Origin of the sequence: Pantoea sp. EKM101V, from assembly GCF_011800325.1 — a bacterium.
Lineage (GTDB): Bacteria > Pseudomonadota > Gammaproteobacteria > Enterobacterales > Enterobacteriaceae > Pantoea > Pantoea anthophila.
Window position 1 is genome coordinate 321,638 of sequence record NZ_JAALFP010000004.1, and the last position, 22,686, is coordinate 344,323.

Annotated in this window: 20 protein-coding genes, 1 tRNA gene and 2 pseudogenes; 14 read left to right on the forward strand and 9 right to left on the reverse strand. The window is 51.6% G+C overall.

Annotation, left to right across the window (positions count from 1 at the left end):
- Positions 1-2 precede the first annotated feature (2 nt).
- Complete coding sequence (locus tag HFD92_RS09335; RefSeq protein WP_167428818.1) at positions 3-1,124, forward strand: Gfo/Idh/MocA family protein; 1,122 nt, start codon at positions 3-5, stop codon at positions 1,122-1,124.
- A gap of 68 nt (positions 1,125-1,192) precedes the next feature.
- On the opposite strand, the gene HFD92_RS09340 is transcribed toward HFD92_RS09335, so the two are convergent.
- From HFD92_RS09340 to HFD92_RS09350, 3 genes are all read right to left on the reverse strand, one after another.
- Positions 1,193-2,023, reverse strand: a complete 831-nt coding sequence (locus tag HFD92_RS09340; protein WP_009089371.1) for a glycosyltransferase family 8 protein — start codon at positions 2,021-2,023, stop codon at positions 1,193-1,195.
- A gap of 8 nt (positions 2,024-2,031) precedes the next feature.
- Positions 2,032-3,414 (reverse strand): D-arabinono-1,4-lactone oxidase, encoded by a 1,383-nt coding sequence (locus HFD92_RS09345; RefSeq protein ID WP_167428819.1) that lies wholly within the window; start codon positions 3,412-3,414, stop codon positions 2,032-2,034.
- Positions 3,415-3,497: 83 nt separating this feature from the next.
- A complete protein-coding gene (locus HFD92_RS09350; RefSeq protein WP_009089375.1) occupies positions 3,498-4,130 on the reverse strand; it encodes a TetR family transcriptional regulator in 633 nt (210 codons plus the stop codon).
- 139 nt (positions 4,131-4,269) lie between these two features.
- On the opposite strand from HFD92_RS09350, the gene HFD92_RS09355 reads away from it, so the two are divergent.
- The gene (locus tag HFD92_RS09355) at positions 4,270-4,809 is read left to right on the forward strand and encodes a DUF2058 domain-containing protein (RefSeq protein ID WP_111208610.1); all 540 of its coding nucleotides are present in this window, start codon (positions 4,270-4,272) and stop codon (positions 4,807-4,809) included.
- Between the two features lie 16 nt (positions 4,810-4,825).
- On the opposite strand, the gene HFD92_RS09360 is transcribed toward HFD92_RS09355, so the two are convergent.
- On the reverse strand, positions 4,826-5,524 hold the full coding sequence (locus HFD92_RS09360) for an RluA family pseudouridine synthase (RefSeq protein WP_111208611.1): 699 nt from the start codon (positions 5,522-5,524) through the stop codon (positions 4,826-4,828).
- Between the two features lie 224 nt (positions 5,525-5,748).
- Here HFD92_RS09360 and HFD92_RS09365 point away from each other — a divergent pair, with 224 nt between their 5' ends.
- Positions 5,749-6,009 carry a hypothetical protein gene (locus tag HFD92_RS09365; protein ID WP_009089378.1) on the forward strand — a complete coding sequence of 87 codons (261 nt, stop codon included), beginning with the start codon at positions 5,749-5,751 and terminating at the stop codon, positions 6,007-6,009.
- 210 nt (positions 6,010-6,219) lie between these two features.
- Here HFD92_RS09365 and HFD92_RS09370 read toward each other — a convergent pair whose 3' ends face one another.
- Positions 6,220-8,142, reverse strand: a complete 1,923-nt coding sequence (locus tag HFD92_RS09370; RefSeq protein WP_167428820.1) for a methyl-accepting chemotaxis protein — start codon at positions 8,140-8,142, stop codon at positions 6,220-6,222.
- Between the two features lie 614 nt (positions 8,143-8,756).
- On the opposite strand from HFD92_RS09370, the gene HFD92_RS09375 reads away from it, so the two are divergent.
- The 6 genes and pseudogenes from HFD92_RS09375 (at position 8,757) to HFD92_RS09400 (ending at position 12,670) form a co-directional block, all read left to right on the forward strand.
- A complete protein-coding gene (locus HFD92_RS09375) occupies positions 8,757-9,029 on the forward strand; it encodes a hypothetical protein (RefSeq protein WP_167428821.1) in 273 nt (90 codons plus the stop codon).
- A 104-nt stretch (positions 9,030-9,133) separates the two neighbouring features.
- Positions 9,134-9,532 (forward strand): annotated as a pseudogene (locus HFD92_RS09380) (cell envelope integrity TolA C-terminal domain-containing protein); the annotation flags it as partial.
- A 470-nt stretch (positions 9,533-10,002) separates the two neighbouring features.
- Positions 10,003-10,779 carry an alpha/beta fold hydrolase gene (locus HFD92_RS09385; RefSeq protein WP_111208615.1) on the forward strand — a complete coding sequence of 259 codons (777 nt, stop codon included), beginning with the start codon at positions 10,003-10,005 and terminating at the stop codon, positions 10,777-10,779.
- Positions 10,780-10,969: 190 nt separating this feature from the next.
- Complete coding sequence (locus tag HFD92_RS09390; protein WP_233501049.1) at positions 10,970-11,437, forward strand: peptidylprolyl isomerase; 468 nt, start codon at positions 10,970-10,972, stop codon at positions 11,435-11,437.
- 59 nt (positions 11,438-11,496) lie between these two features.
- Positions 11,497-11,823, forward strand: a complete 327-nt coding sequence (locus tag HFD92_RS09395; protein WP_167428822.1) for a hypothetical protein — start codon at positions 11,497-11,499, stop codon at positions 11,821-11,823.
- Positions 11,824-11,833: 10 nt separating this feature from the next.
- Positions 11,834-12,670, forward strand: a complete 837-nt coding sequence (locus HFD92_RS09400) for an MBL fold metallo-hydrolase (protein WP_111208618.1) — start codon at positions 11,834-11,836, stop codon at positions 12,668-12,670.
- Positions 12,671-12,809: 139 nt separating this feature from the next.
- On the opposite strand, the gene HFD92_RS09405 is transcribed toward HFD92_RS09400, so the two are convergent.
- On the reverse strand, positions 12,810-13,697 hold the full coding sequence (locus tag HFD92_RS09405) for a LysR family transcriptional regulator (protein WP_111208619.1): 888 nt from the start codon (positions 13,695-13,697) through the stop codon (positions 12,810-12,812).
- Between the two features lie 436 nt (positions 13,698-14,133).
- Here HFD92_RS09405 and HFD92_RS09410 point away from each other — a divergent pair, with 436 nt between their 5' ends.
- Positions 14,134-15,516: a DHA2 family efflux MFS transporter permease subunit gene (locus HFD92_RS09410; RefSeq protein ID WP_167428823.1), complete on the forward strand. Its 1,383-nt coding sequence runs from the start codon at positions 14,134-14,136 to the stop codon at positions 15,514-15,516.
- Between the two features lie 158 nt (positions 15,517-15,674).
- Here the strand turns inward: HFD92_RS09410 and HFD92_RS09415 are convergent, their stop codons facing one another.
- From HFD92_RS09415 to HFD92_RS09420, 3 genes and pseudogenes are all read right to left on the reverse strand, one after another.
- Positions 15,675-16,253: a hypothetical protein gene (locus HFD92_RS09415; protein ID WP_167428824.1), complete on the reverse strand. Its 579-nt coding sequence runs from the start codon at positions 16,251-16,253 to the stop codon at positions 15,675-15,677.
- 345 nt (positions 16,254-16,598) lie between these two features.
- Positions 16,599-16,850, reverse strand: a pseudogene (locus HFD92_RS21895) (integrase); the annotation flags it as partial.
- A gap of 199 nt (positions 16,851-17,049) precedes the next feature.
- Positions 17,050-17,125: transfer RNA gene (locus HFD92_RS09420), tRNA-Asn, on the reverse strand.
- A 505-nt stretch (positions 17,126-17,630) separates the two neighbouring features.
- Between HFD92_RS09420 and HFD92_RS09425 the strand changes: the two genes are divergently transcribed.
- The 4 genes from HFD92_RS09425 to nac all read left to right on the forward strand — a co-directional run bounded on the left by HFD92_RS09425 (position 17,631) and on the right by nac (position 22,490).
- Positions 17,631-18,554, forward strand: coding sequence for a sugar ABC transporter substrate-binding protein (locus HFD92_RS09425; protein ID WP_009089392.1), 924 nt, complete (start codon positions 17,631-17,633; stop codon positions 18,552-18,554).
- A gap of 32 nt (positions 18,555-18,586) precedes the next feature.
- Positions 18,587-20,071 (forward strand): sugar ABC transporter ATP-binding protein, encoded by a 1,485-nt coding sequence (locus tag HFD92_RS09430; RefSeq protein ID WP_046102148.1) that lies wholly within the window; start codon positions 18,587-18,589, stop codon positions 20,069-20,071.
- Between the two features lie 23 nt (positions 20,072-20,094).
- The gene (locus HFD92_RS09435) at positions 20,095-21,120 is read left to right on the forward strand and encodes an ABC transporter permease (RefSeq protein WP_181161923.1); all 1,026 of its coding nucleotides are present in this window, start codon (positions 20,095-20,097) and stop codon (positions 21,118-21,120) included.
- 452 nt (positions 21,121-21,572) lie between these two features.
- Positions 21,573-22,490 carry a nitrogen assimilation transcriptional regulator NAC gene (gene nac / locus HFD92_RS09440; RefSeq protein WP_009089395.1) on the forward strand — a complete coding sequence of 306 codons (918 nt, stop codon included), beginning with the start codon at positions 21,573-21,575 and terminating at the stop codon, positions 22,488-22,490.
- The last annotated feature ends 196 nt before the right edge of the window (positions 22,491-22,686 follow it).

Consider the following 22,686-nt stretch of genomic DNA (forward strand, 5'->3'; position numbering starts at 1 on the left):
AAATGAAACAAGTCCGAATCGGCATGATCGGCAGTGGTTATATCGGGCGCTGCCATGCGATTGCTTATGCTCAGGCCCCGACCGTGTTTGCGCTGAAAGGTGAGATCGTGCGGGAGATGCTGGCCGAGGTAAATCCAGAGCTGGCGGCCCGTCAGGCAGCCACCTTTGGCTTTGCGCGTTCTACGGGAGACTGGCGCGAGCTGGTCAGCGATCCCGCCATTGATGTGGTGGATATCTGCGCCCCCAACTTTCTGCACAAAGAGATGGCGCTGGCGGCGATACGCCACGGCAAGCATGTCTACTCAGAAAAACCGCTGTCATTAAGCGTGGCGGATGCGCAGGAGATGGTGAGCGCTGCGCAGGCGGCAGGGGTGAAAACGCTGGTCGGCTTTAACTACATGAAGAACCCGGCCAGCCAGCTGGCGAAAGAGATCATTGCCCGCGGAGAAATTGGCGAGGTGGTCCATTTTTACGGCACGCATAACGAGGATTATCTTGCCAGACCGGAGACACCGCTCGACTGGCACTGTCAGAAAGCGCTGGCAGGGCTGGGTGCGCTGGGCGATCTGGCGGCGCATATCGTCAACATGGCGCACTATCTGGTCGGTGATATTGCGGAAGTCAGCGGTGACATGATGACGGTCATCACCGCACGACCCGACCCGAAAGCGCCCGGACGTCAGTTACCGGTGGAAAACGAAGATCAGGCCAGTGCGCTGCTGCGCTTCCGCAATGGCGCGCACGGCGTCATTGAAACCTCGCGTATCGCCTGCGGCGCGAAAATGGGCCTGACCTATGTCGTGACCGGGACCAAAGGCACGCTGCGTTACACCCAGGAGCGCATGGCTGAACTTGAGCTTTATCTGCATGACGAGCCCGCCGGGCGACAGGGATTTAAAACGATTCTGACGGGACCCGCCCATCCTGACTATGCGAACTTCTGTGTTTCAGCCGGACATGGCATCGGCTTTAACGACCAGAAAACGGTGGAGGTCCGCGATCTGATTAACGGTATCGCGGCGGACTACCGCATGTGGCCCGATTTTGCCGAGGGGTTACAGGTGCAGAAGGTGCTGGAAGCGATCGCGCACTCTGCTGAGCAGCGGCGCTGGGTAGAAGTGTAACGGCAGATCAGGAAGGGTGTCAGATAAGAAGGGGGCAGGGCGGGAAGAGAGCTTCCCGCCCTTTAAAATCAGATCAGGCCGCTTTTCTCCCACCAAAGCTTATCCAGCGCATAGAAGCGATCGCGCTGGCTCTCAGGCTGGTTAAGATCGCGCTTCCACGGCTTGGCCAGTATGTAGTGCAGGTTTTTCACCTCATCGTCCTGCCAGAGCCCGCGGTGCTGAAACGGCAGCGTTTTCAGCGCATTGTAGATATAAGAGAGCGGCTTCCAGCGGTCGGCAAAGATTTCATTCAGCAGGTCCTGCTCCGAGAAAGGATAGGCGCTCAGGTCATCAATGGCGGCAATACGTTTTTCCATCGCCTCAAACACCGCATTATCGGGCTTCAGCACCAGAAAACCGCCGTTGAGGTAAAGATCCACACTCTGTGGTGCTGTCTCACCGCGGGCCTGCCAGGTGTAGTGGCACTGCTCCGGCTGCCATTCTGGCGGATAGGAGGCGATCTGGTTGGGATTGCAGCGGCAGGCGTGGCAGGCCGCCAGCAGATTATCACCCAGATCCAGGGTAAACAGCTCATCCATGTTCTGCAGCACCAGCATGTCCGCATCCAGAAAAACGACGCGCTCATAGTCCGTCAGTTGCCAGGCGCGCAGCTTGGTCCAGACCTCGCCGAACTGTGCCGAGGCGTAGTGCTGATCCAGATCTTCACGCGGATAGAGTGGCTCAACCGGCTCAATCACGCAGCCTGCATCCTGCAGACGCTGGCAGTCCGCCTCAGAAATGGCGGGAGTCGTCATCACCACCAGTGGCCACTGACTGTGGCTCTGTTGCAGCGAACGGTGCAGCGCTTGTACGCCCACCAGATAATCGGGTTGTGTTAACAGCGTTACCCAGGCAAACATGGCTTTCCTCAGTCAAAAAGTGGCGTGATGTAGTCGTTACCCAGTCGTCCCTGTGGATCGAGCTGGCTGCGCAGGGCGCGGAAGGCGTCCCATTGCGGATAGATCTCACGCCAGTTGTAGCGTTCTTCATCGTAATATTTGCCCCAGTGCGGGCGTCCTCCCTCTTCGGCCAGCAGTTTCTCCACTTCCGTCAGGAAGTGCAGTCCCTCCTGCGACAGCGAACCATCGTCGGCGTAATAGACGACAAAGCCGAAAAAGCAGGTGGGCTGATCGGCGGCCGGGCTGAGCCAGGCAGAGGAGGCGCCGGTGCAGCGCAGGATAATCGGGTAGTGCATATGCGGCCGGTTCTCTGCATACCACTGCTTTATCCGGCGGATGATGGCTGGCGTTTTTGCCAGCGGGACGCCGATCTCCACGTTGATCTGTGGCACCGCAATGCCCCGGCAGAAGAGCTGATAGATGTCACCGGTAACATCCGTGAAGTCGCGAAAACGGGTCACGGTGCGAAACTGCTTGCCGCCTTTCCCCTGAATCTGGGTATCGCGGTGCATGTGCGCCAGGGTCTGATCGATCGTCTCGTTCAGACTGTCATCCGCTTCGCCCTCATGTTCCACCACTTTGCGCCCCTGCTGCTCATAGCGCTGGCGCTCCTCCTCGCTGGCTTCATGGGCGTTCCAGACATGCATCAGATTGTCGTCAACGAACCACCAGGCTTTGCTGAGAGGGTAGTCGTTGTTCCAGCGCAGCAGATCCTCTTCCAGCGTATCGGCAGAGACCGCGTTCTTATGGCAGGTGAAGATGCGGTATGGCCCGGTGCGCAGCGTCACGGCGGTGACAATACCCAGCGCCCCCAGAGAGACCTGAGCTGCCGGGAAATCCGCGTCGCCCCGGACAAACTCGCGCACGCTGCCGTCGGCCAGCACCATGCGGATGGCCAGTGCTTCATCGGCAATCGAACTCTGCTGCAATCCCTGGCCGTGCGTGCCGGTGGCCATCGCCCCTGCCAGGGTCTGAATGGCAATCACACCCGGCGACGACGCCAGCATGCGGTTCATGCGGGTCAGGGTGCGATAAACCTGTTCCAGCGGGGTGGCACCCCCGAAGGTCACGCTATCCTCATCGCTGGCGAGCTGACCGCTGAGCGCGCTGAGGTCGAGCAGTAAATCATCTTGACTGACGTGCAGCATCCGTCCGGGGGAGAGCTTGCTGCCGATGACCCGAATCTGGCCGCGTGACTCCCGGATAAGCGTCTGTAATTCCGCTTCGCTGGCAGGGCGCTGAACCTGATGACGGCTGCCGATTTTAGCGTTCTGCGCCCAGTTCCAGAGCGCATCATCATCGGGTTCAACATAAGTCTGGCGAAGCGGATAGAGGCGTGCGTCTCTGCTCACAACAGCGTTCCTTTTATGGCAATTTAATGACGAATGTTTACTAAGCGTAGACCATGAGTAAGCGGAGCCAGAGTGGTGAGCAATTATTTGCGGATATAGCGCAGTGTGGCGGTGACAGCGAGCTGACGATTGCGCCGGATACTCTCTTCTTCGCTGTTATCCGGACTGAAGAGGGCATTGAAGGTGTAGCGGTTTGAGACGTGATGAACACAGATACTGCTGATCAGCCGATGAACGTCGATGGTCTGCACATCGGCGATAAACACGCCCTCCTGCTGACCGCGGGCCAGGATGTCGTCCAGCAGATCCAGCGCGCTGCGGTTAAGCGCTTTAATCTGCGGTGACTGCGTGATGTAGCGACCGCGCAGCAGGTTTTCACTGCAGACCAGCCGCATAAAGTCGGGATGGGCAACGTGGTAATCGAAGCTCGCTTCCACCAGGCGGGTCATGGCCAGCTCCGGCGTCATTGCGGCCAGGTTCAGGTCGGTTTCATGCGCGCGTATCTGCTGATAGACCTGCTCCAGCACTTCGATGTAGAGCTGCTCCTTGCTGCCGAAGTGATAGACCACCATACGTTTGGTGGTCTGAGCGTGTTCGGCGATCTGCTCCAGTCTGGCACCCTGCATACCAAACTCTGCGAAGGTTTTCAGTGCGCCTGCGATGATGCGTTTTTTCAGCCCTTCCGGGTCATTTTTGCGTTTCGTAATTTCGGACATGGTGCTCAATAAGGTGATTCTGACCGGGGAATGGTAGCACAGTGTTGAGGCGTAGCCTGCAATCGCGGCGTCCGCCTGGCATAGCCCGAAAGATTACAGGTATAATCCTGAACAATATTTAACAGATTCAGAGACGACAATGACAAAACTCACCTTACAAGAACAGATGCTGAAAGCAGGCCTGGTATCCAGCAAAAAAATGGATAAGGTTCAGCGCACAGCGAAGAAATCCCGGGTTCAGGCGCGTGAAGCCAGAGCAGCGGTCGAAGACAACAAAAAAGCGCAGCTTGAGCGTGATAAGCAACTTAACGAGCAGCAGAAACTGGCCGCCCTGTCGAAAGAGTACAAAGCACAGGTCAAACAGCTGATCGAAATGAACAAAATCGAGGTGGCAAAAGGCGAAATCAGCTTTAACTTTACCGACAACAACCTGATTAAAAAAATCGTGGTGGATAAACTGACGCAGACCCAGCTGATTAATGGCCGTCTCGCCATTGCCCGCCTGACTGCTGACAAAAATGGCGAAAGCCAGTACGCCATTATCCCGGCCAGCGTGGCGGATAAAATTGCCCAGCGTGATGCCAGTGCTATCGTCCTGAACAGCGCACTGAGCGAAGACGTGCAGGACGAAGATGATCCCTATGCCGATTTCAAAGTGCCGGACGACTTAATGTGGTAACCGCGGACTGAGGCAGTCAGAAGGGGCTGGCGGCTGAGAAGTGTAGAGGCTCACCGCTGACCGGATGTGTAAACGCTAATCCACTGGCGTGCAGCATCAGCCTCTCCGCCTGCTCAGCGCCCGGCAGCACCTGCCCGCCATAGAGATCACAGCCCAGAATCGGGTGCCCCAGCTGCTGACAGTGAATGCGCAGCTGATGGGTACGCCCCGTTTCCGGCGTCAGCTCAACCCGTGTAGCCGCCACCTCCATTCCTTCTCGTCCCTGCCAGTGGCCGCGCGCGATAACCCGGAAGCGCGATCGCGCAGGTTTGCCCTGAAGCGGGCAGATTGTCATGCGGGGAAACTGCGCCGGATCTTTCGCGATGGCGGCATCAATCACACCTTCATCCTCAGCCAGATGGCCGCACAGCAGCGCCTGATACGTTTTGCTCACGCTGCGCTGGCTGAACTGCCGACTGAGCGCCGCGTTGATCGCTTTATTCAGCGCGACGACCATCAGTCCCGAAGTGCCAAAATCGAGCCGGTGCACCAGCGTACAGCCCGGAAACAGTCTGACCAGCCGGTGATGCACTGAATCGAGGTTTTGCGGATTCTTACCGGAAAGGCTGAGCAGCCCGCTGGGTTTATTCACCACCAGCAGATGATCATCCTGAAACAGAAGGGTTATCACGTCATGGCAGGGCGGAGCAATAAACGTATCGACAATGGCAGACATAGTGAAACCGGACGATGAAGGGCAGAGGATCATAACCGATTGCGTGTTGAGTGACGACTCCCGGCCTGGCAGGGCAGAGATAAACTGAAGGGATACCAAAAAAACATTTAGTATTTTGTTCAGCAGCTTGCGCAATTTTTAGTGAAAAATTCGGGCAGTTCTTCCTTTTACGACTACAGTCTCTGGTGAGGTTGTTTTCAATTCGTACCAATGGAGGATTTTCTGTGTTAATTCAAAACGACGAGAAAGGCCACGTAATTATTGGCGAAGCGGCACTGAGCCTTGCCCTGGGTGAGAAAGAAATCAGTATCGCATCACTCTTTACTCAACTGGGATACATGGCGAAATCCGAGAGCAACCCCGACCGGCTGACGCAAATCTCCGAGGCCAGAAGCTGGCTGAGCAGTTTTACGTCTCCGGCGATTGCCCAGCAACAGGTGCCGTATCTGCAGACACTTACAGGCCTGAACGACGAACTGAACTAGCTGTAACTGAACTGACACCAGTGGACGTAGTCCGGCTCCGGCCGGAAAACGACGAAGCGAATAACCTCACAGGTTGCGCGAAAGCGTATACCGGCCGGAGAAACTGTCATGGACGACACTCCTCTCGCCAGAGCCTTTTTATCTCCCCACAGCCTGAACGATCCTCGCGCAGCCAGCCCTGTTGATCAGGACTGGCCAGACGATACCCTGTTAAAAACTTTCCCAGCTGCTTTCTGCAGAAGCCTTAAGCGGCACGGCCGGAACAAGGCGAGGCGCTGAAGCAGGCGCGGGGCGGCTGACGGCGTGCTGAGCATCTGAGAGGCGGAACACCGCTACCGTTTTTTCCAGCTCCTCTGCCTGTGCTTCCAGTGAACTCGCTGCGGCAGAGGACTCCTCAACCAGTGCGGCGTTCTGCTGGGTCGTCGTGTCCATCTCGGCCATCGCCACGGCGATCTGGGAGATCCCCCGGTTCTGCTCGTCCGAGGCCGCAGCGATTTCGCCCATGATATCTTTCACCTGACTGACGGAGCGGACGATATCATCCATGGTGGACCCCGCGCGTTCTACAAATCCGGACCCTTCACTGACCCGGTCCAGTGACTCACGGATCAGCGTCTCAATCTCTTTGGCCGCCAGCGCGCTGCGCTGTGCCAGATTCCTCACTTCACCCGCGACCACCGCAAACCCGCGTCCCTGTTCACCGGCACGTGCGGCTTCGACCGCGGCGTTGAGCGCCAGGATATTGGTCTGAAAGGAGATGCTGTTGATGACGTGAATGATTTCACCAATTTTGCCTGAACTCTGGCTGATGCTGTTCATTGTCACCGTCACGTCACGGATGATCTCGCCACCACGACCGGCATTCACCGACGCCTCTGTCGCCAGCTGACTCGCATGATGCGCATTTTCCGCATTCTGTTTAACCGTCGACGACAGCTCTTCCATACTGGCTGCGGTCTGGACCACGGCCGCAGACTGCTGTTCTGTACGGGAGGAGAGATCGGTATTGCCTGCTGCGATTTCCGCTGAGGCACGTGCCACGCTGCTGACGCCGTCACGCACGTTGGTGATGATGTTCTGCAGGCTGCTGTTCATGGCATCGACCGCCAGCATCAGCTGACCGAATTCATCGCCACGTGTTGTGGTCAGCGAGGTGGTTAAATCTCCCCCGGCAATACGCTGCGCGGCGCTCAGCGTCTCTTTCAGAGGCTGGGTAATGCTTCGGGTGATCCGCCAGGCGATCAGCAGACTCAGTACCACGCAAATCAGTGCGGCAAAAGCAATGCGCCACTCTGCCTGTTTGATAAATTCCGCAGAGAGCTGTGACTGGAAAGCGAATGTATCGGAAACCGCCGCATTAAGACGCTCGGCGCTGGTGGTCAGACCCGCCGACTCACTTTTCTCTTTCTCTGCAGCATCGACATAGCGCGTTAACGCCTCGCGCTGCTGCGCAAGGGTGCTGAGGACCGTGCGGGACACCTCGTTAATTGCAGGCTGTGCAAAGCTGTCCAGCTGCTCACTCAGAGTGGTGATCGCCGTGAACTCCTCCACGACCGACTCTCTGCTGGCCTCAGACGGTTTTTCCAGAAACGCCTGTTCAATGTTTGCGGCATCAAACAGCGCGGCGGCCAGACGCATGACCGGTAATCCGGCATCAGGGGTCAGTGCCAGATCCAGTGACTCCGACTGATGCGCAAGGGCAATCAGGGCGTCCGGTTTAATGGCATCAAAGGCGTGGGATGTGGTCTGTGCGGCGGTGACAAATTTCTGTCGCTGCTTCTGATAATCGTTAAGCAACTGCCCCATCAGCGCGACTTTCTGCTGACCGAGTTCGTCCCACTGAAAGCCACTAAGGCGTTGATACAGCGTATCTAACTCCTTCAGCGCCTGCACGTTACGGGCGGCAAATTCCGGGTCTTTGGTGTACTGGTAGAGCGTGCGGTTAAGGCGCGCATTACTTAAGGTGTTTACCATCTGAACGGTGATGGTGCGTCGTGCCGAGTTATCTTTGATACGGCTGAAGCAATCGAAAGCGAGCCAGGTAATAGCCAGAGAGGCGGCGATGACGATGATAAAACCGGCACCCAGTTTTTTCCCAATTTTAATACCGGAGATGTGTTGAGCAAGGCCCATAAGTTTCACCTTTAATGAGGTTTCTGAAGCGGGAGAGAGGCGATTAAATAATCTCTGTCATCTTCTTCTTATCGTCAGGGTGGGGTGAAGCTTTAACCTTATTTATGATTCGATATATAGCTAACTAATCGAACAGATATGATAATTTCAATAACTATATGAGGCCTAACTTTCAGTGAGTAATCCGCTATAAATGGCTGTCTTTGCTGTGCCGGAGGCGATTAAGATAATAATTATTGATCTTAATCAAATTAATAAATTTATCTGGCCAGATTAACGAAGGCCAATGCTGACCTGACAACAGACGGCAAACAGTTGTTCAGGTTAATGATTATGAAACGCTGAAATGTCTTCAAAAATTATAGTGTTAGCGAATGGGTGCTGAAAATAATTTTATGTGTCTGCGGTCCCGGCTGTCTCTGATGATAAAGACGAAGAAGAAAGAGTGGCTTGTTAGACAGCATTCTTACACTCTCCATGACGTTGTACAGGCTTAATCATAATGTTGTCGGAGGGTAAGTGACGTTACGTATAAAAGTGCTATGTAATAAATGTTATCCACTCTGGGCAGGATCTTATAGAGTACAAGCTGAATTCTGACGAGGAGCAAGGCCATGCCTGATTACTGTATCTACCCCCTGGGGAAAAAGAGCGTTGCTCTGAGAAAATCAGAGGTAAAACGAGCCTGTGATCTTTTAGCTAAGGGTTATTGCAAAGAGTTTGAGGAAGTACATGCAGCCAGTGAACGCCAGGCCACTGAACGCTTTGCTGATATCACAAAGAATAATAACATTGATCGAGATAACTTTCTGGCAGGTGCTGGTGCGATGCCGCTTATTGGTATTTTAACAGCAGTCGTAACCTTTATTTTCTGGCGTAAGAAATAGCCCACTCTCGATAGTCATGCGAGTTAATTCAGTTACCTGCAACCTGATTTAACCGCGCGCCGCTTTCAAATAATTCAGCCGGATATCATTCCAAAAGGACTTAGATGAAAAAGATTATTCTGATATTGCTTTCTGCCGCTATTGTGAGCTGTACGCCTCTTAAACCACATGAGTGAGATAAAAGCAGTGCTCTTGATTCCTGCCGTTATAATCGCTCAGGGAAGGTGGGAGACAATAACATTTATGGTAAGCAGGCATCTGGCATCAAAAAAGCACTGGATGCCGCGTTATCACAACCGCACGCCTGGAATGGAAAACGCTGTAATGCTCATCTTGATTTCAGGAAAGATGGCACGCTGGAGCATTTTATCATCAAGGGCGGAGACAAGGCGTACTGTAATGCGCTTAAAGAGGCGGCTAAAAACGCCAGATTTCCAGAGTTTAGTGACCAGCATGTTTTTGATGTCATGGGATCGGCGCGCTGGAATATGGAAGGTCAACCCTGGTCCGAAACATCTGTAAGCCTGAAAAATCGGTTATCGCATTGCGGGCTTCTGCCCGCTCAGCAAAGTCCCTGCATTTTTTTCTGTGAATAGTTATGAGCGAGAAAGATGTTTTTTCATTGTGAAGCATCAATTTTTCGCAATGACAGGTATAGCGGCTTGACACAATACAGATATATTAAAGCAGGATTTAAAGCTTTAATTTATTACAGTATTAATAAATTCGATAGCGGCATCGAAATTATTCGCTAGAGAGCAGGGCCGAATCATTATATTAATGATGTCGCCAGAGGATTGAATATTAAAGCTAAGAGTCTTTGATTTCAGGCTGTCTCAGGAGAGGATTAAGCGGACAACGCAATGTTTAGTAGCGAAGGATTGAACGTTTACATCGAGTCAGGTCGTCGGTTGATGGGCTCTGTCTGGGCAAGCCGACGTAATAAATAAAGAACAGGGATAAGGCATAGCCAATGTTTATTCGGCCACTCAAATTAACCCAGCACGTCGATGTGCAGGGGCCAGCCAATGCGACAACGCTGGTACTTCTTCACTCGCTGGGTACAGATTTGCATCTTTGGGATTTGCAAATGCCACGCCTGAGCGAACATTATCGCGTTATTCGTCTTGATATCCGGGGCCATGGATTGAGCGCCGTCGATTCTGCGGAATTTTCAATGTCAGATTTAGCAGATGATGTCATAGCCGTTCTGGATCACCTTAACATTGACAGGTTTTATGTTGCCGGAGTGTCAATTGGTGGAACGATTGCGCAGTGGATTGGTTTCAGGATACCCGAACGCGTTCAGGGAATGATTATCGTGGATACGGCTCTGGTAAACGCTGCACCGCCAGCACTCTGGAGAGCTCGTGCTGAAGATGTTTTTCAGCACGGTATTGAACATCTCGAAATGGGAATCTTAAGTAAATGGGTGACACCTGAATTTATTGATTCTCCCTATGCGGATGGTATGAAACAAATGCTGCGTCGGACGTCAGTCGAAGCATTCGCAGGTTGTTCATATGCAATTGCCAATACTGATTTAACCAATATGAGCATTCCCGGAGTGAGGGCTGTTGTAATCAGGGGAAGCGAGGATCAGCTGACGCCTCCGGACTTTGCACAACGTCTGGCCAAAAAGCGAAATGCACAGTTGCATACCATACCCGGTGCAGCCCATCTGCCTAATTTTGAAAAGCCTGACGCGCTAACCAGTGAGATTATTTCATTCATAGAGGCCAACAAATGACTCTGAATTATCCAGCCTGATCGGTTTGTGAAAAAATTTATCTGCACTGTGTTGATAAATGCCATCGGCATGGCAGGCGATAAAAAGTCTTAATCAGAGATGGGAAAAAATGAATAGACGAACGTTTATTAGCGGCGGATTGGGCCTGTGCGCAGGCTCGTTTTTACTCCCCGGTATGCTGAGAGGAGTAATGAATCATAGCGATGTTCTGAAAATGGAACTTGAAAGCGGAACAGTGACTATTCAACTGTTTTCCGATTTAGCACCACGGCATGTTGAGCGTATTAAGGCACTGGTACAGGCGGGTTTTTACGAAGGTATGCCTTTTGCGCGAGTCATGAAGGATTTTATGGTACAGACGGGTGACCCGGTAAAAGTTTCCCGAGCCGGCCACTGGCGCTTGCCTGTACTGGATGCAGAATTCAGCAGTCTGCCGTTTGAACGGGGTACGGTTGGCATGGCGCGTTCAAAGCATCCCAATAGTGCCACTCACCAGTTTTTTATCACGACTTCAAGAGCGAAATATTTAGATCAGAAATATACAGTTTTTGGGAAAGTCGCAGATGGCATGCAGTTCGTGGAGCAACTTCGCTATGGTGAGCACGAAACGGGGGCGGTAGCTAATCCAGAAAAAATAAAGCGCTTAATATTAGCGTAAGCCAGTGCAGTTTAAAGCCATCTTAAGCACCTGCTAATCATACGGAGAAACGATACAGGATGCCCAGCATTACTCTTTATGCGTCTGAAAACCATCGCTTTGAGGCAGAATCCTTTGCAACATTCTCAACCGCTTTAGCTGGTCTTGCCCGAGAGATACTTAAAGCGAAAGAGAACAATATTCACATCAGCTATGTCACCGCGGAAATAGGTTTTGGCACGCCAATCTATTTCGAAGCAAGGTTAAGACAGGAGATCTTCAGAACGGCATCCCTGATGGAAGAATTTACACATCAGGTTGATTTGTTAATTAAGGAAAGGACAGGCGTTTCGGCGAGGATTCGCTGTTTTTCTTTTGACGCAAGTAATATTTATGGAAAAAACTAAGGAGCATTTTATGAATGACATTTTTCCTGCAAAAGAGTTGGGTAATATCCAGGTGATAGCCCTCAGCGATGGATACCTTGAAGTCGGCTTTAACATGCTGTCGAATGTTGATGACAAAGAGTGTGAAAGAATTCAACGCGACGCAAAAATTAATGAACTGAATGCTGTTCATATTAATGCTTTTTTAGTGCGCTGTGATGGTAAGAATATCCTTATTGATAGCGGTGCAGGTGGAGTAAAGGGCTGGGGCGGCAGGCTGGTTGCGAATCTTAGCCGGCTTGATATCCAGCCAGCAGACATTGATGCGGTTCTTCTTACTCACGCTCATCCTGATCATATTGGCGGATTGTTAAACTCTGAAGGCGAGGCTGTCTTTGAAAATGCTGAGTTGATTTTAAGCAGTGACGAATTTAATTATCTTGAAAGCGATGAAAATTTCGCATCAGTCAGTGACCGTATAAAAGGTAATTTTCTTCTGGCCCGAAGTATATTTAAAAAGTATCAGAAAAAACTTCGTCTGATCGATAAGGGCGAGGCGTTTCCTGGCATTTTTGCAATACCGTTGAAGGGGCATACGCCTGGTCATACGGGCTATCGGATAGAAGGAGAACGAGAGAGTCTAATGATTTGGGGAGACATTGTTCATTTCCCTTATATTCAACTCGCCAGGCCGGAGGTGGCGATAGCCTTTGATTACGATCCTCATATGGCTGCTGAAACACGATCCCGAATACTGAGTGCAGTGAGTTCCGATAAGATTCTTATCGGCGGCATGCATTTTGGCGAACAGGGTTTTGGTTATATCGAGAAGCATGGGGCGGGATATCGAATTGTAATTAACGAATAGTCCTAATCTGATTTTTGTGCTGGATGGTTATTTCCTGAACGGCAATGCACTGGTAAATAACTGCTATCCTGCCAGTTTTTATGTATTGCCGAAACAGGCTTTTCAGCGAAATAGGGGTTACAGAAAAGCTGATAAAAATTCAGTAGCCGGGAGTCTTTAGCCGCGGATCCTGAAAAACGGAGCCGATTATCCCTCTGAATTTAGCGCCATCCATTTGCATAGATTCTGTACGATAAACCAGTTCTATTTTGAAGTCCTTGAACTGACCGTTAAGTTCATGAATTTTTATTTTATTTTTTACTTCGCTACTGATCGAACAACGTAATACAAGTGACACACCTTTACCCGCTGCTATGCTGGAAAACAAAACGGGATAAGATCCGCATTCAACAATACGTTTAGGTGTAATGTGCCCTTCTTTAAACAGGTAATTATAGTTCCGCGTCGTGGTCGCACATTTTTTACTGCTCAGTAAAAAAACCTCTCCATGCAGAATCGAAAGATCGTTAACATCCGGATAGCTCTTCTCAGTAATAATAACAAGCTCACTCGAAAGGAGCGTAGAGCAGGGATGTTGAGTGTTTGAAAATCCCGCGCCTACGATGACGGCGTCAAACTCATTATGGTTGAACGCATTGAGCAGACTTATAGTATTTCCGATCGAGATATCGATATTCCATCCGAGGTCATGGCCCAGGTCAATTAATGAACTCACGATATAGGGCGGCAGACACTCTATTATACCAATTCTTATATTTAACTGGCTGTTTTTCGAACAGGTGATGTTGTTTTTACAATCTTCTGCCAGGTTCAGTATTTTAAGCGCATAGTCATAAAGTATCTGACCCTGTGGTGTCAGGGTGCAGCCATCGGCTTTTCGATCCAGTAAGGTTACGTCCAGATTATCTTCCAGGCTCCTGATCCGGTGGGAAATACTTGACTGCACTCGATTAAGGCGCTCTGCTGCCTGGGTTATGTTCCCTGTCTCCACGACTGTCACGAATGCAAGAAGTTCACTTATCTTCATTTCAAACCTTATGCTTAAAGATGGTCTATCTATACAGCAATTATTTATATTATTTATTAATAAATTTGTCATCAGATTTACGGCTATCACCCTGGAGAGAGTAATAAAAAAGGAAGTTGCATTTTGAGAGCAGAGCATTATGGTTGTTCTTTTAATAGAGAATAATCCTGGATAGAAAAATTTCACGACAGATTCCGCTTTTTTTTCATCGCTATTTCTTCAGCCTGCCTGTTCTCCCACTGTCGCTGTGAATGATTTCACGGGCATCAATATTTTCGATGAGCACCCCGGTTTTATTCACTGGTTTTCCCAGCCTATGGCAATTACGATTTTAATAAGTAGCAGGGCAATCTCATTTTAAATCAATGAATTGTGAGTTTTTTAAGTCAGGTTCTGACTGACGAGACCGTGCTTCAAACTTAAGGATATCCGGGATATGTCGTTGGTAAGCAGTAGTACATTAGAACAAGGTTTTGAAGCGCCCAGGCGTTATCTGGCTGCCGCGGCCATTTTGATAGGCGTGGTCATGGCAGCGCTGGATGGTTCCATTGTCAACATTTCCTTGCCCTCTATTGCTGAGGCCCTGCACGTAGATTCAGCCTCGGTCATCTGGGTTACCAACGGTTATCAGGTCGCTAGCGCGGCGACGATGCTGATTTGCGCATCGCTGGGATCAAGGTTAGGAGAGCGGCGCTTTTATACAGCGGGTATGGTGTTATTTACACTGGCATCGCTGGGGTGCAGTCTCTCTTCAACCTTCGGTATGCTGGTTGCTATGCGGGTCCTGCAGGGAGTGAGTTATGCCGTGATGATCAGTGTGGGATTAGGGCTTTACCGCGTGATTTTTCCCCCTAATGCGTTAGGCACAATTCTGGGACTGAATGCGCTGGCCTTCGCAGTGGGGACGGCCATCGGTCCTGCGTTGGGTGGTTTGATTATCTCCTGGCTCGATTGGCCCTGGTTATTTTATATCAATATTCCACTTGGCGTGCTTGCCACCGTGTTCGCGCTGATTTCACTTGGCATTGATGATAAACGGGAAAAAGGCTTTGACTGGGGAGGGGCTTTAACCTCTGCTGCGGCTTTGGGACTGATGGTTGTCGCTGTCGATCAAATCGGGCGCTGGGAGAGTCACATCCTGATTCTATGCGGCATGACGTCAGGAATATTAATGGCAATTTTCATTATTGCTCAGATGCGATCTAAGCACCCATTACTGCCTCTGGATATTTTTCATTCACGGCGGTATTCCTTCGCTGTTATTTCCTCCTTTTCAATGTTTGTCGCTCAGGGGATGGCCATGGTGGGTTTACCTTTTGTCCTGCAGCACACCTATCACTACTCTGTACTGAAATCAGCATTCATCTTTACACCCTGGCCGATTGCTGTAGCTATTTGCGCGCCTGTTGCTGGCAGGCTATCGAATCATCTGAATCCCACTCAGATTTCAACGGTTGGGGTAGTGATTTTTAGCCTGGGTTTAGGATCACTTGCACTGTTACCTGAGGCAGCCACGACCGCTGATTTCATCTGGCGGGTAGCTGTTTGCGGCATAGGTTATGGGCTTTTTCTTCCGCCAAACAATAAAGAAATGTTTTCGAACGTTGCCAAAAACCGGACTGTCACGGCGTCAGGTCTATTATCAACGGCAAGAACGGCAGGCCAATCTATCGGCGCAGCACTGGTTGCGATGGTAATAGCCTTATTGAACGGCTTAATGGAAGGCGCAGACGCGCAGTTCGCCATTTATCTCTTTGGACTGGCCTGTCTGATCGCTGCGCTATCATCGATCTCAAGCATGCTGCGTCTGCATCAATAAACCTCTGAACCCGATAAGCGCCCCTGAAACTGTGATCAGGAAAGACGAAAAGGCGAAACCAGGGAAGTTATAGCGGGTTCGGGTGACAATTTTCAAAAGCGAAAAAGCAAAAAGCCCGCTCAGGTTTCCCTGAGCGGGCTTTTCTGAAAGGCTGATATTTAGTTCGATGTAACCTGACTAATAATCACACCTTTGATACTTTTGTTTTCAAAAAAATACTGGAGGCAGTTCATTTGAGTAAAATCACCATAGTTTTTTGTGTTAGTACAGTACTGGACTATATTTCCATCTGGTTTGTTCAGGAAGATTGACGAGATCTTTTCAAATGAAGCATCCAGTAAAGGCGTTCCCTTGATTGTAATGCTCAAATCACCTTTATAAGGAGAGCAGTTTCCTTGTTGCTCTGCCCTGGCAATGGCAATTGATGTTAAATCCCCATGTCCCATCTCATTATCAGAGATAAACCAGTAGTTAACACCTTCAGAAGCGAGGCACAGCCACGATGCATGGTTGTCTTGATTAACAGTCACGCCAGTCGTTTTTGCCATGTCTGTAAGCCTGCTTAATTCCATCGTATAAACATTATCTCCGACAATAATACTCGGCACTAAGCTTTTGTGAGTGTCGTAGTCAGAGATGGATGAATCGTCCTGGTAGTAGCTGGCACCAAAACCTTCCATCTGCGTAGCCGTCGCAACGCAGGATGTTACGCAAAGAGCAAAGAGGAGATATTTCATTTCACCTTTATCCTTTCCATGGGTCAGAGATGAATAATCTTGCCATCCAGATATGCCACGTGATTTTCTCGTAAGCTAAATCTGCATATTTAAAATAAGCACATCTTCATAAATAAACCGGAATAGCCATTCGACAAACTCCCTTGTCAGGATAAAGAGGGAATTATCTTCATGGTCGCCTTAAAAGGTAAAAAGTTAATCAATTTTTAATTGATAAAGGTCAATTATATGCTGAGTAATACGTGAAGAAAGAATAACAGACTCATATTGAGGGCATTTGCGCTTTCATTTTCTGCCACGCCCTGTATGAAAAACTTCTTTATCTCCCCTCGCCGGAAAGGCTCAGGTTTCAGGGCGCTTCCATACGGAATCACCCGAATCTTTTGACCATTTTATTTTCGTGTCAAAACCGGCTTTGGCCACTATAGCGAAGCAGCGTGTCTTATCACATCTGGCCTTTAGCTCTTCAACCTCTGCCTGCTTCTTTGCATCAGGGTCGATGCATGGAGCAAGAAGCCTTGTGGTCTCATTACGCCGTTGTCTTGCATCAGCAAGTGAAACAGCAGGGTAGACACTGTTAGAGAAGATATTTTGCTCTGATATCAGTCAGTGACATGAAAGCCTACCCTCGTTTGTTGCTTAAAGGGGAAATCGAACCCGCATTACCAGCATTTTTATCATCAAAGGACAGGGCTTCGGGTGGTTCTTAGTAAACGAGGGTGAACGTGAAAGAAGGGGTAACCCATTGACAAAAAGCAAAAAACCAGACGTCAGCAGACATCTGGTTTCTTTAATTTGGCTCCTCTGACTGGACTCGAACCAGTGACATACGGATTAACAGTCCGCCGTTCTACCGACTGAACTACAGAGGAATCGCTTGAACGGGGCGAATATTAGCGGCGCCGATCCCGCTTGTCAAAGCCCTGTTTAACGAAATGCGTTCGGATGCTCGTAAAAGCAGCGGATTGGTGAATTTTTCCCGAATCTGCTGGCTTTTCAAACTGCCAACAGGATCTCACTTTGCGGGCATTTCTCTGCAGATGTTAGAGGCATGTCAAAGTTTTGTTCTTTGCCGATGTCAAAACAGCCGTTTCAGTGCTTTTATGATAAAAATTTCAAAACGAGATTTTATGGAATAAATAAACTGCTTAGCGTTACGGTCGCCACTTTTCTCGGAAACTGAAACGGCAGGTCGGAAGTAACTGTTTGCAGATCAAGTGATTGTGAAAAGGAGTGGTCGATCACAAAAATAGCCAGAAGCCGAAGTCTAACCTCAAAATTCCCGAAACAGACGCCAGACAGGCTGGGTGAATGTAAAAGATATTTTTCATTCGCGGTCACAGCCGCTGAGCAAGTTAACAAATAAGAAGGGTCCCTATGAACATCAAAAAAACGATTGTCGCCTCACTGTTAGCCTGCATGTTACCTGCCGCGGTTATGGCAAAAGATATTTCGGTCGGCGTCTCAATGGCGCTGTTTGATGACAACTTCCTCACCATTCTGCGCACGGCCATGCAGAAAGAGATGCAGAAAGATGGCGTTAAAGGGCAGGTTGAGGATGCAAAAGGCGACGTTTCACAGCAGCTGCAGCAGGTGCAGAACTTTATCGGTCAGGGTGTCGATGCCCTGATCGTCAACCCGGTCGACACCAACGCGGTAAAACCGATTATGGATCAGGCGAGCAAAGCGGGCATCCCGCTGATCTTTGTTAACCGCCGTCCAGGAGCTGAACTCACCGGCAAAATGGCCTATGTGGGGTCCGATTCAGAACTGGCCGGCCGGTTACAGATGGAAGCGCTGGCTAAAGCAATGAACGGCAAAGGCAACGTCGCCATTCTGATGGGTGACCTGGCGAATGAATCGACCCGCGACCGTACCAAAGGTGTGGAAGAGGTGGCCGCTAAATATCCTGGCATCAAAATTGTTCAGAAGCAGACCGCCAAATTTACCCGTAACGACGCGGTGGATGTGGTCAGTAACTGGATGACGGCCGGTGATGAAATCAATGCTATCGCGTCGAACAACGATGAAATGGCAATCGGTGCGCTGCAGGCACTGGGTAAAAACCCGAACAAAATCCTGATTGCTGGCGTCGATGGTACACCGGATGCACTGCAGATGCTGAAGCAGGGCAAGATGGTCGCCACCGTCTTCCAGGATGCGAAGGGGCAGGGCGAAGGCTCGGTGCAGACGGCGATCAAACTGGTGAAAGGCGAACAGGTCCAGAAAATTATCAACATCCCTTACCAGCTGATTACCAAAGAGAACATGGAGCAGTTTACCCAGCGTAACCTGAAATAATCGTTCCCGACTCAGCCTGACGGAGGTGATGTATGAACGCGTTTGCGCTTGAAGCCGAAGGCATCAGCAAGTTCTTCCCCGGCGTGAAAGCCCTCGACAACGTCTCGTTGCGGGTGCGTCCGGGAACGGTACATGCCTTGATGGGCGAAAATGGCGCGGGCAAATCCACTTTAATGAAGTGCCTTATCGGGATCTATCGTCCCGATAAGGGCACCATCAAAATTAAAGGGGAGCCGGTGCAGTTTCACGACACCATGGACGCGTTGCGTTCCGGCATTTCGATGATTCACCAGGAGCTTAACCTGGTGCCCTACATGACCGTCGCTGAGAATATCTGGCTGGGCCGCGAGCCGATGAAATTTGGTTTTGTCGATCACGCCCGGCTCAATCAGGTGACACAGGAGCTGCTCAACCGCCTGAATATCCGCCTGAAAGCCGATCGGATGGTGGGTGAACTGAGCATCGCCTCACAGCAGATGGTCGAGATTGCCAGAGCGGTCTCCTGGGACTCGGACGTCGTCATCATGGACGAGCCCACCTCCGCGCTTACGGAAACCGAAGTGGCGCACCTCTTCACCATCATTCGCGACCTGCGCGAGCAGGGCAAAGCGATCATCTACATCAGTCACAAGATGGATGAAATCTTCACCATCACCGATGAGGTCAGCATTTTCCGTGATGGCAGCTGGATCGCCAGCGACCAGACGGAGAAGTATACCCGCCAGTCGCTGATCACCCAGATGGTCGGGCGTGAGCTGACCCAGCTGTTTCCGAAATTTAACAGCGCCATTGGCGAAGAGGTGCTGACGGTGCGAAACCTCACCTGCAAAGATCGTTTCACCGATGTCAGCTTCAGCGTGCGGCGCGGAGAGATCCTCGGCGTCGCCGGGCTGGTGGGCGCCGGTCGCAGCGAGGTGATGGAGAGTCTGTTTGGCATGGAGAGCTTCGACAGCGGCGAGATCTTAATTGATGGCGTACCGGTGACGATCGACTCGCCGTCCACCGCGATCGAAAAGGGCATGGCGTTCCTGACCGAAGACCGTAAGAAATCCGGACTCTTTCTGGTGCTCTCAGTGATGGAGAACATGAGCATCGTCAATATGCCGGAGTACAGCGGTAAAAGCGGCTTTGTCAGCCATGTGAAGATGGCGCAGGACTGCATGGACCAAATCCGCCGTCTCAACATCAAAACCCCGACCATGGATCAGATCATCAATAACCTCAGCGGCGGGAATCAGCAGAAAGTCCTGATTGCCCGCTGGCTGCTGGCTCAGCCGAAGATTCTGATTCTGGACGAGCCGACCCGTGGCATTGACGTCGGCGCAAAAGCGGAGATTTACCGCTTAATCAGTGAACTCGCCAACCGTGGCGTGGCGATCATCATGGTCTCCTCTGAACTGCCGGAAATCCTTGGCATGAGCGACCGGGTGATGGTCATGCACGGCGGGCGTATAACCGGCATCCTCGATAAAGAAGAAGCCGATCAGGAAACCATTCTGTCGTTGGCATCCGAATGAGGCGCGAAACCACTATGAGCAATATGAAAGTTACTGCCACCCCGGCAGCCCCGCAGCAACCCTCTTTTTTTGCCAGTCTGCGTCATAAGCTGCCAAAAGATACCGGCATTTTTGTGGTGATGGTGGGGATTGCACTGATTTTTGAAATGTTCGGCTGGTATGTGCGTGACCAGTCTTTCCTGCTCAACACCAATCGCCTGATCCTGATTGTGCTGCAGGTGGCGATTATCGGGATTATTGCCGTCGGCGTGACCCAGGTCATCATTACGACCGGCATCGATCTCTCCTCCGGCTCCGTGATCGCCCTGGCGGCGGTGGTGGCTGCAAGTCTGGCACAGACCTCCGACAGTCTCTCACCGATGTTTCCGTCACTGGTCAATATGCCCGCGGTCATCCCGGTTGCTGCCGGTATCGGGGTCGGGCTGCTGGCAGGGCTGGTCAACGGGGTGCTGATTACCCGCACCGGTATTCCGCCCTTTATCGCCACGCTGGGTATGATGGTGTCGGCTCGCGGCCTTGCGCAGTACTACACTCAGGGCAATCCGATCAGCTTCCTCTCTGACGGCTTTACCGCCATAGGCCAGGGCGCCATGCCGGTCGTGATTTTCCTGGCGGTCGCGCTGCTGTTCCATATCGCCCTGAAACATACCCGCTACGGCAAATATGTGTATGCCATCGGCGGCAACATGACCTCGGCGAAAGTCTCCGGGATCAACGTTAATAAGTATCTGATCATTGTCTACACCATTGCGGGTGCCCTGTCGGGTCTGGCTGGTGTGGTTCTGGCGGCGCGCGTCAGCAGCGGTCAGTCAAGCATGGGGATGTCCTACGAGCTGGACGCCATTGCTGCAGCCGTTATCGGTGGCAGCAGTCTGATGGGCGGCGTCGGGCGTATCACGGGTACATTGATTGGTGCGGTGATCCTCGGCCTGATTAAAAGCGGATTCACCTTCGTGGGTGTCGATGCCTACATTCAGGACATTATTAAAGGGATCATTATCGTGGCCGCCGTCTCTATCGATATGCATCGCAACCGCAAAAAACGCTGACCGGCAACCGTTGCCCTCTTCAGCGACAGGGAGAGGGCAGCACCTGCTGTTTATTCATCACGGCGCTTTGTGATAAGAAATCCCGCTGATAGCGGTTACATCGTTTTCAGGCCGGTTAAGCCGCGATGCAGGCCAGACAGGCCTTCAGCCGATGTCATGCCCTTTCACTGCACTAAAACTGTACAACCCGTCATCACTTTTCTGCACACCCGCCTCGCAGCAAATGCACTGTCACAGTGCGTCCGGGCGGTCTGGCTTCCCGGCTCAGCCATTCCCGATCCTTATTAACCCCTAAGAGGTAATCAGAAACGCTTATTTTCCGGGCCGTTAGGAAAAATCCTGAGCCTGGTCAGGGAGCGAGATTTAAACCTGGCCTGCATCTTGCAAAATCCCTCTCATCAGGCGAAGGACGCAGATCCTATTCGCTATTCAGGGCTAGTGACGGAGGCAAGATGAATTTAAGACGACTGAAATACTTTGTGAAAATCGTCGATATCGGCAGTCTGACGCAGGCAGCGGAAGTGCTGCATATCGCCCAGCCTGCACTCAGTCAGCAGGTCGCCACGCTGGAGAATGAACTGGATCAGCAGTTACTGATCCGCACCAAGCGGGGCGTCACGCCGACAGAGGCCGGTAAGATTCTCTATGGTCATGCGCGCACCATTCTGCGCCAGTGTGAGCAGGCCCAGACGGCGGTCATCAATGCCGGTCAGATCCTCAGTGGTCAGGTTTCAATTGGTCTGGCACCAGGCACCGCAGCCTCTTCGCTGACGATGCCGCTGCTGCAGACCGTTCGCGATCAGTTTCCTGAAGTCCTGGTCTACCTGCACGAAAACAGCGGCAGCGTACTGAATGAGAAAGTGATGTCCGGTCAGCTGGATATGGCGGTGCTCTACGACCGCGCGCCCACCGCCGGGATCAACAGCATGCCGCTGATGAAAGAGGATCTCTATCTGGTGGGCGCCACCGACTGCCCGGGAGCCAGTGTCGATCTGGCGGATGTGGCGCAGATGAGCCTGTTCCTGCCGCGCGACTACAGTGCGGTGCGTAAGCGGGTTGATGAGGCGTTCTCCCTGCGTCGCCTGAGCGCCCGCATTATCGGTGAGATTGAATCGATTTCTACCCTGACCGCCGCCATTTCCAGCGGCATGGGCGTAACCGTATTACCGGAATCCGCCGCCCGTTCGCTGGTGGGCTCGACGGATGCCTGGATGGCGCGCATCAACAGTCCCTCACTCAGTCTGCCGCTGTCGCTGAACATCTCCGCGCGGTTGCCGCTGTCGCCTTCCGCGCAGGCGGTGAAAAACATCCTGCTGTCGCTGCTGAACACGCCACTGAACGAGGAGCGGGAGCTGATGTTAGTGAGTTAATGGTGGGGGGGCCTGCCAGGCGCGGGGCGTTTTCACCTGGCGGTGGGCTGGCTCTGGGAAGGTTTCGCCCGCCAGGCGTGAGGGAGTGTTTACCTGGCGGCGGGCTGGCTCTGAGAAGATTTCGCCCGCCAGGCGTGAGGGAGTTTCAGCCTGCCCGTGCAGGCGGACGCGTCAAGGGGCGGACGCCCGCCCCTTA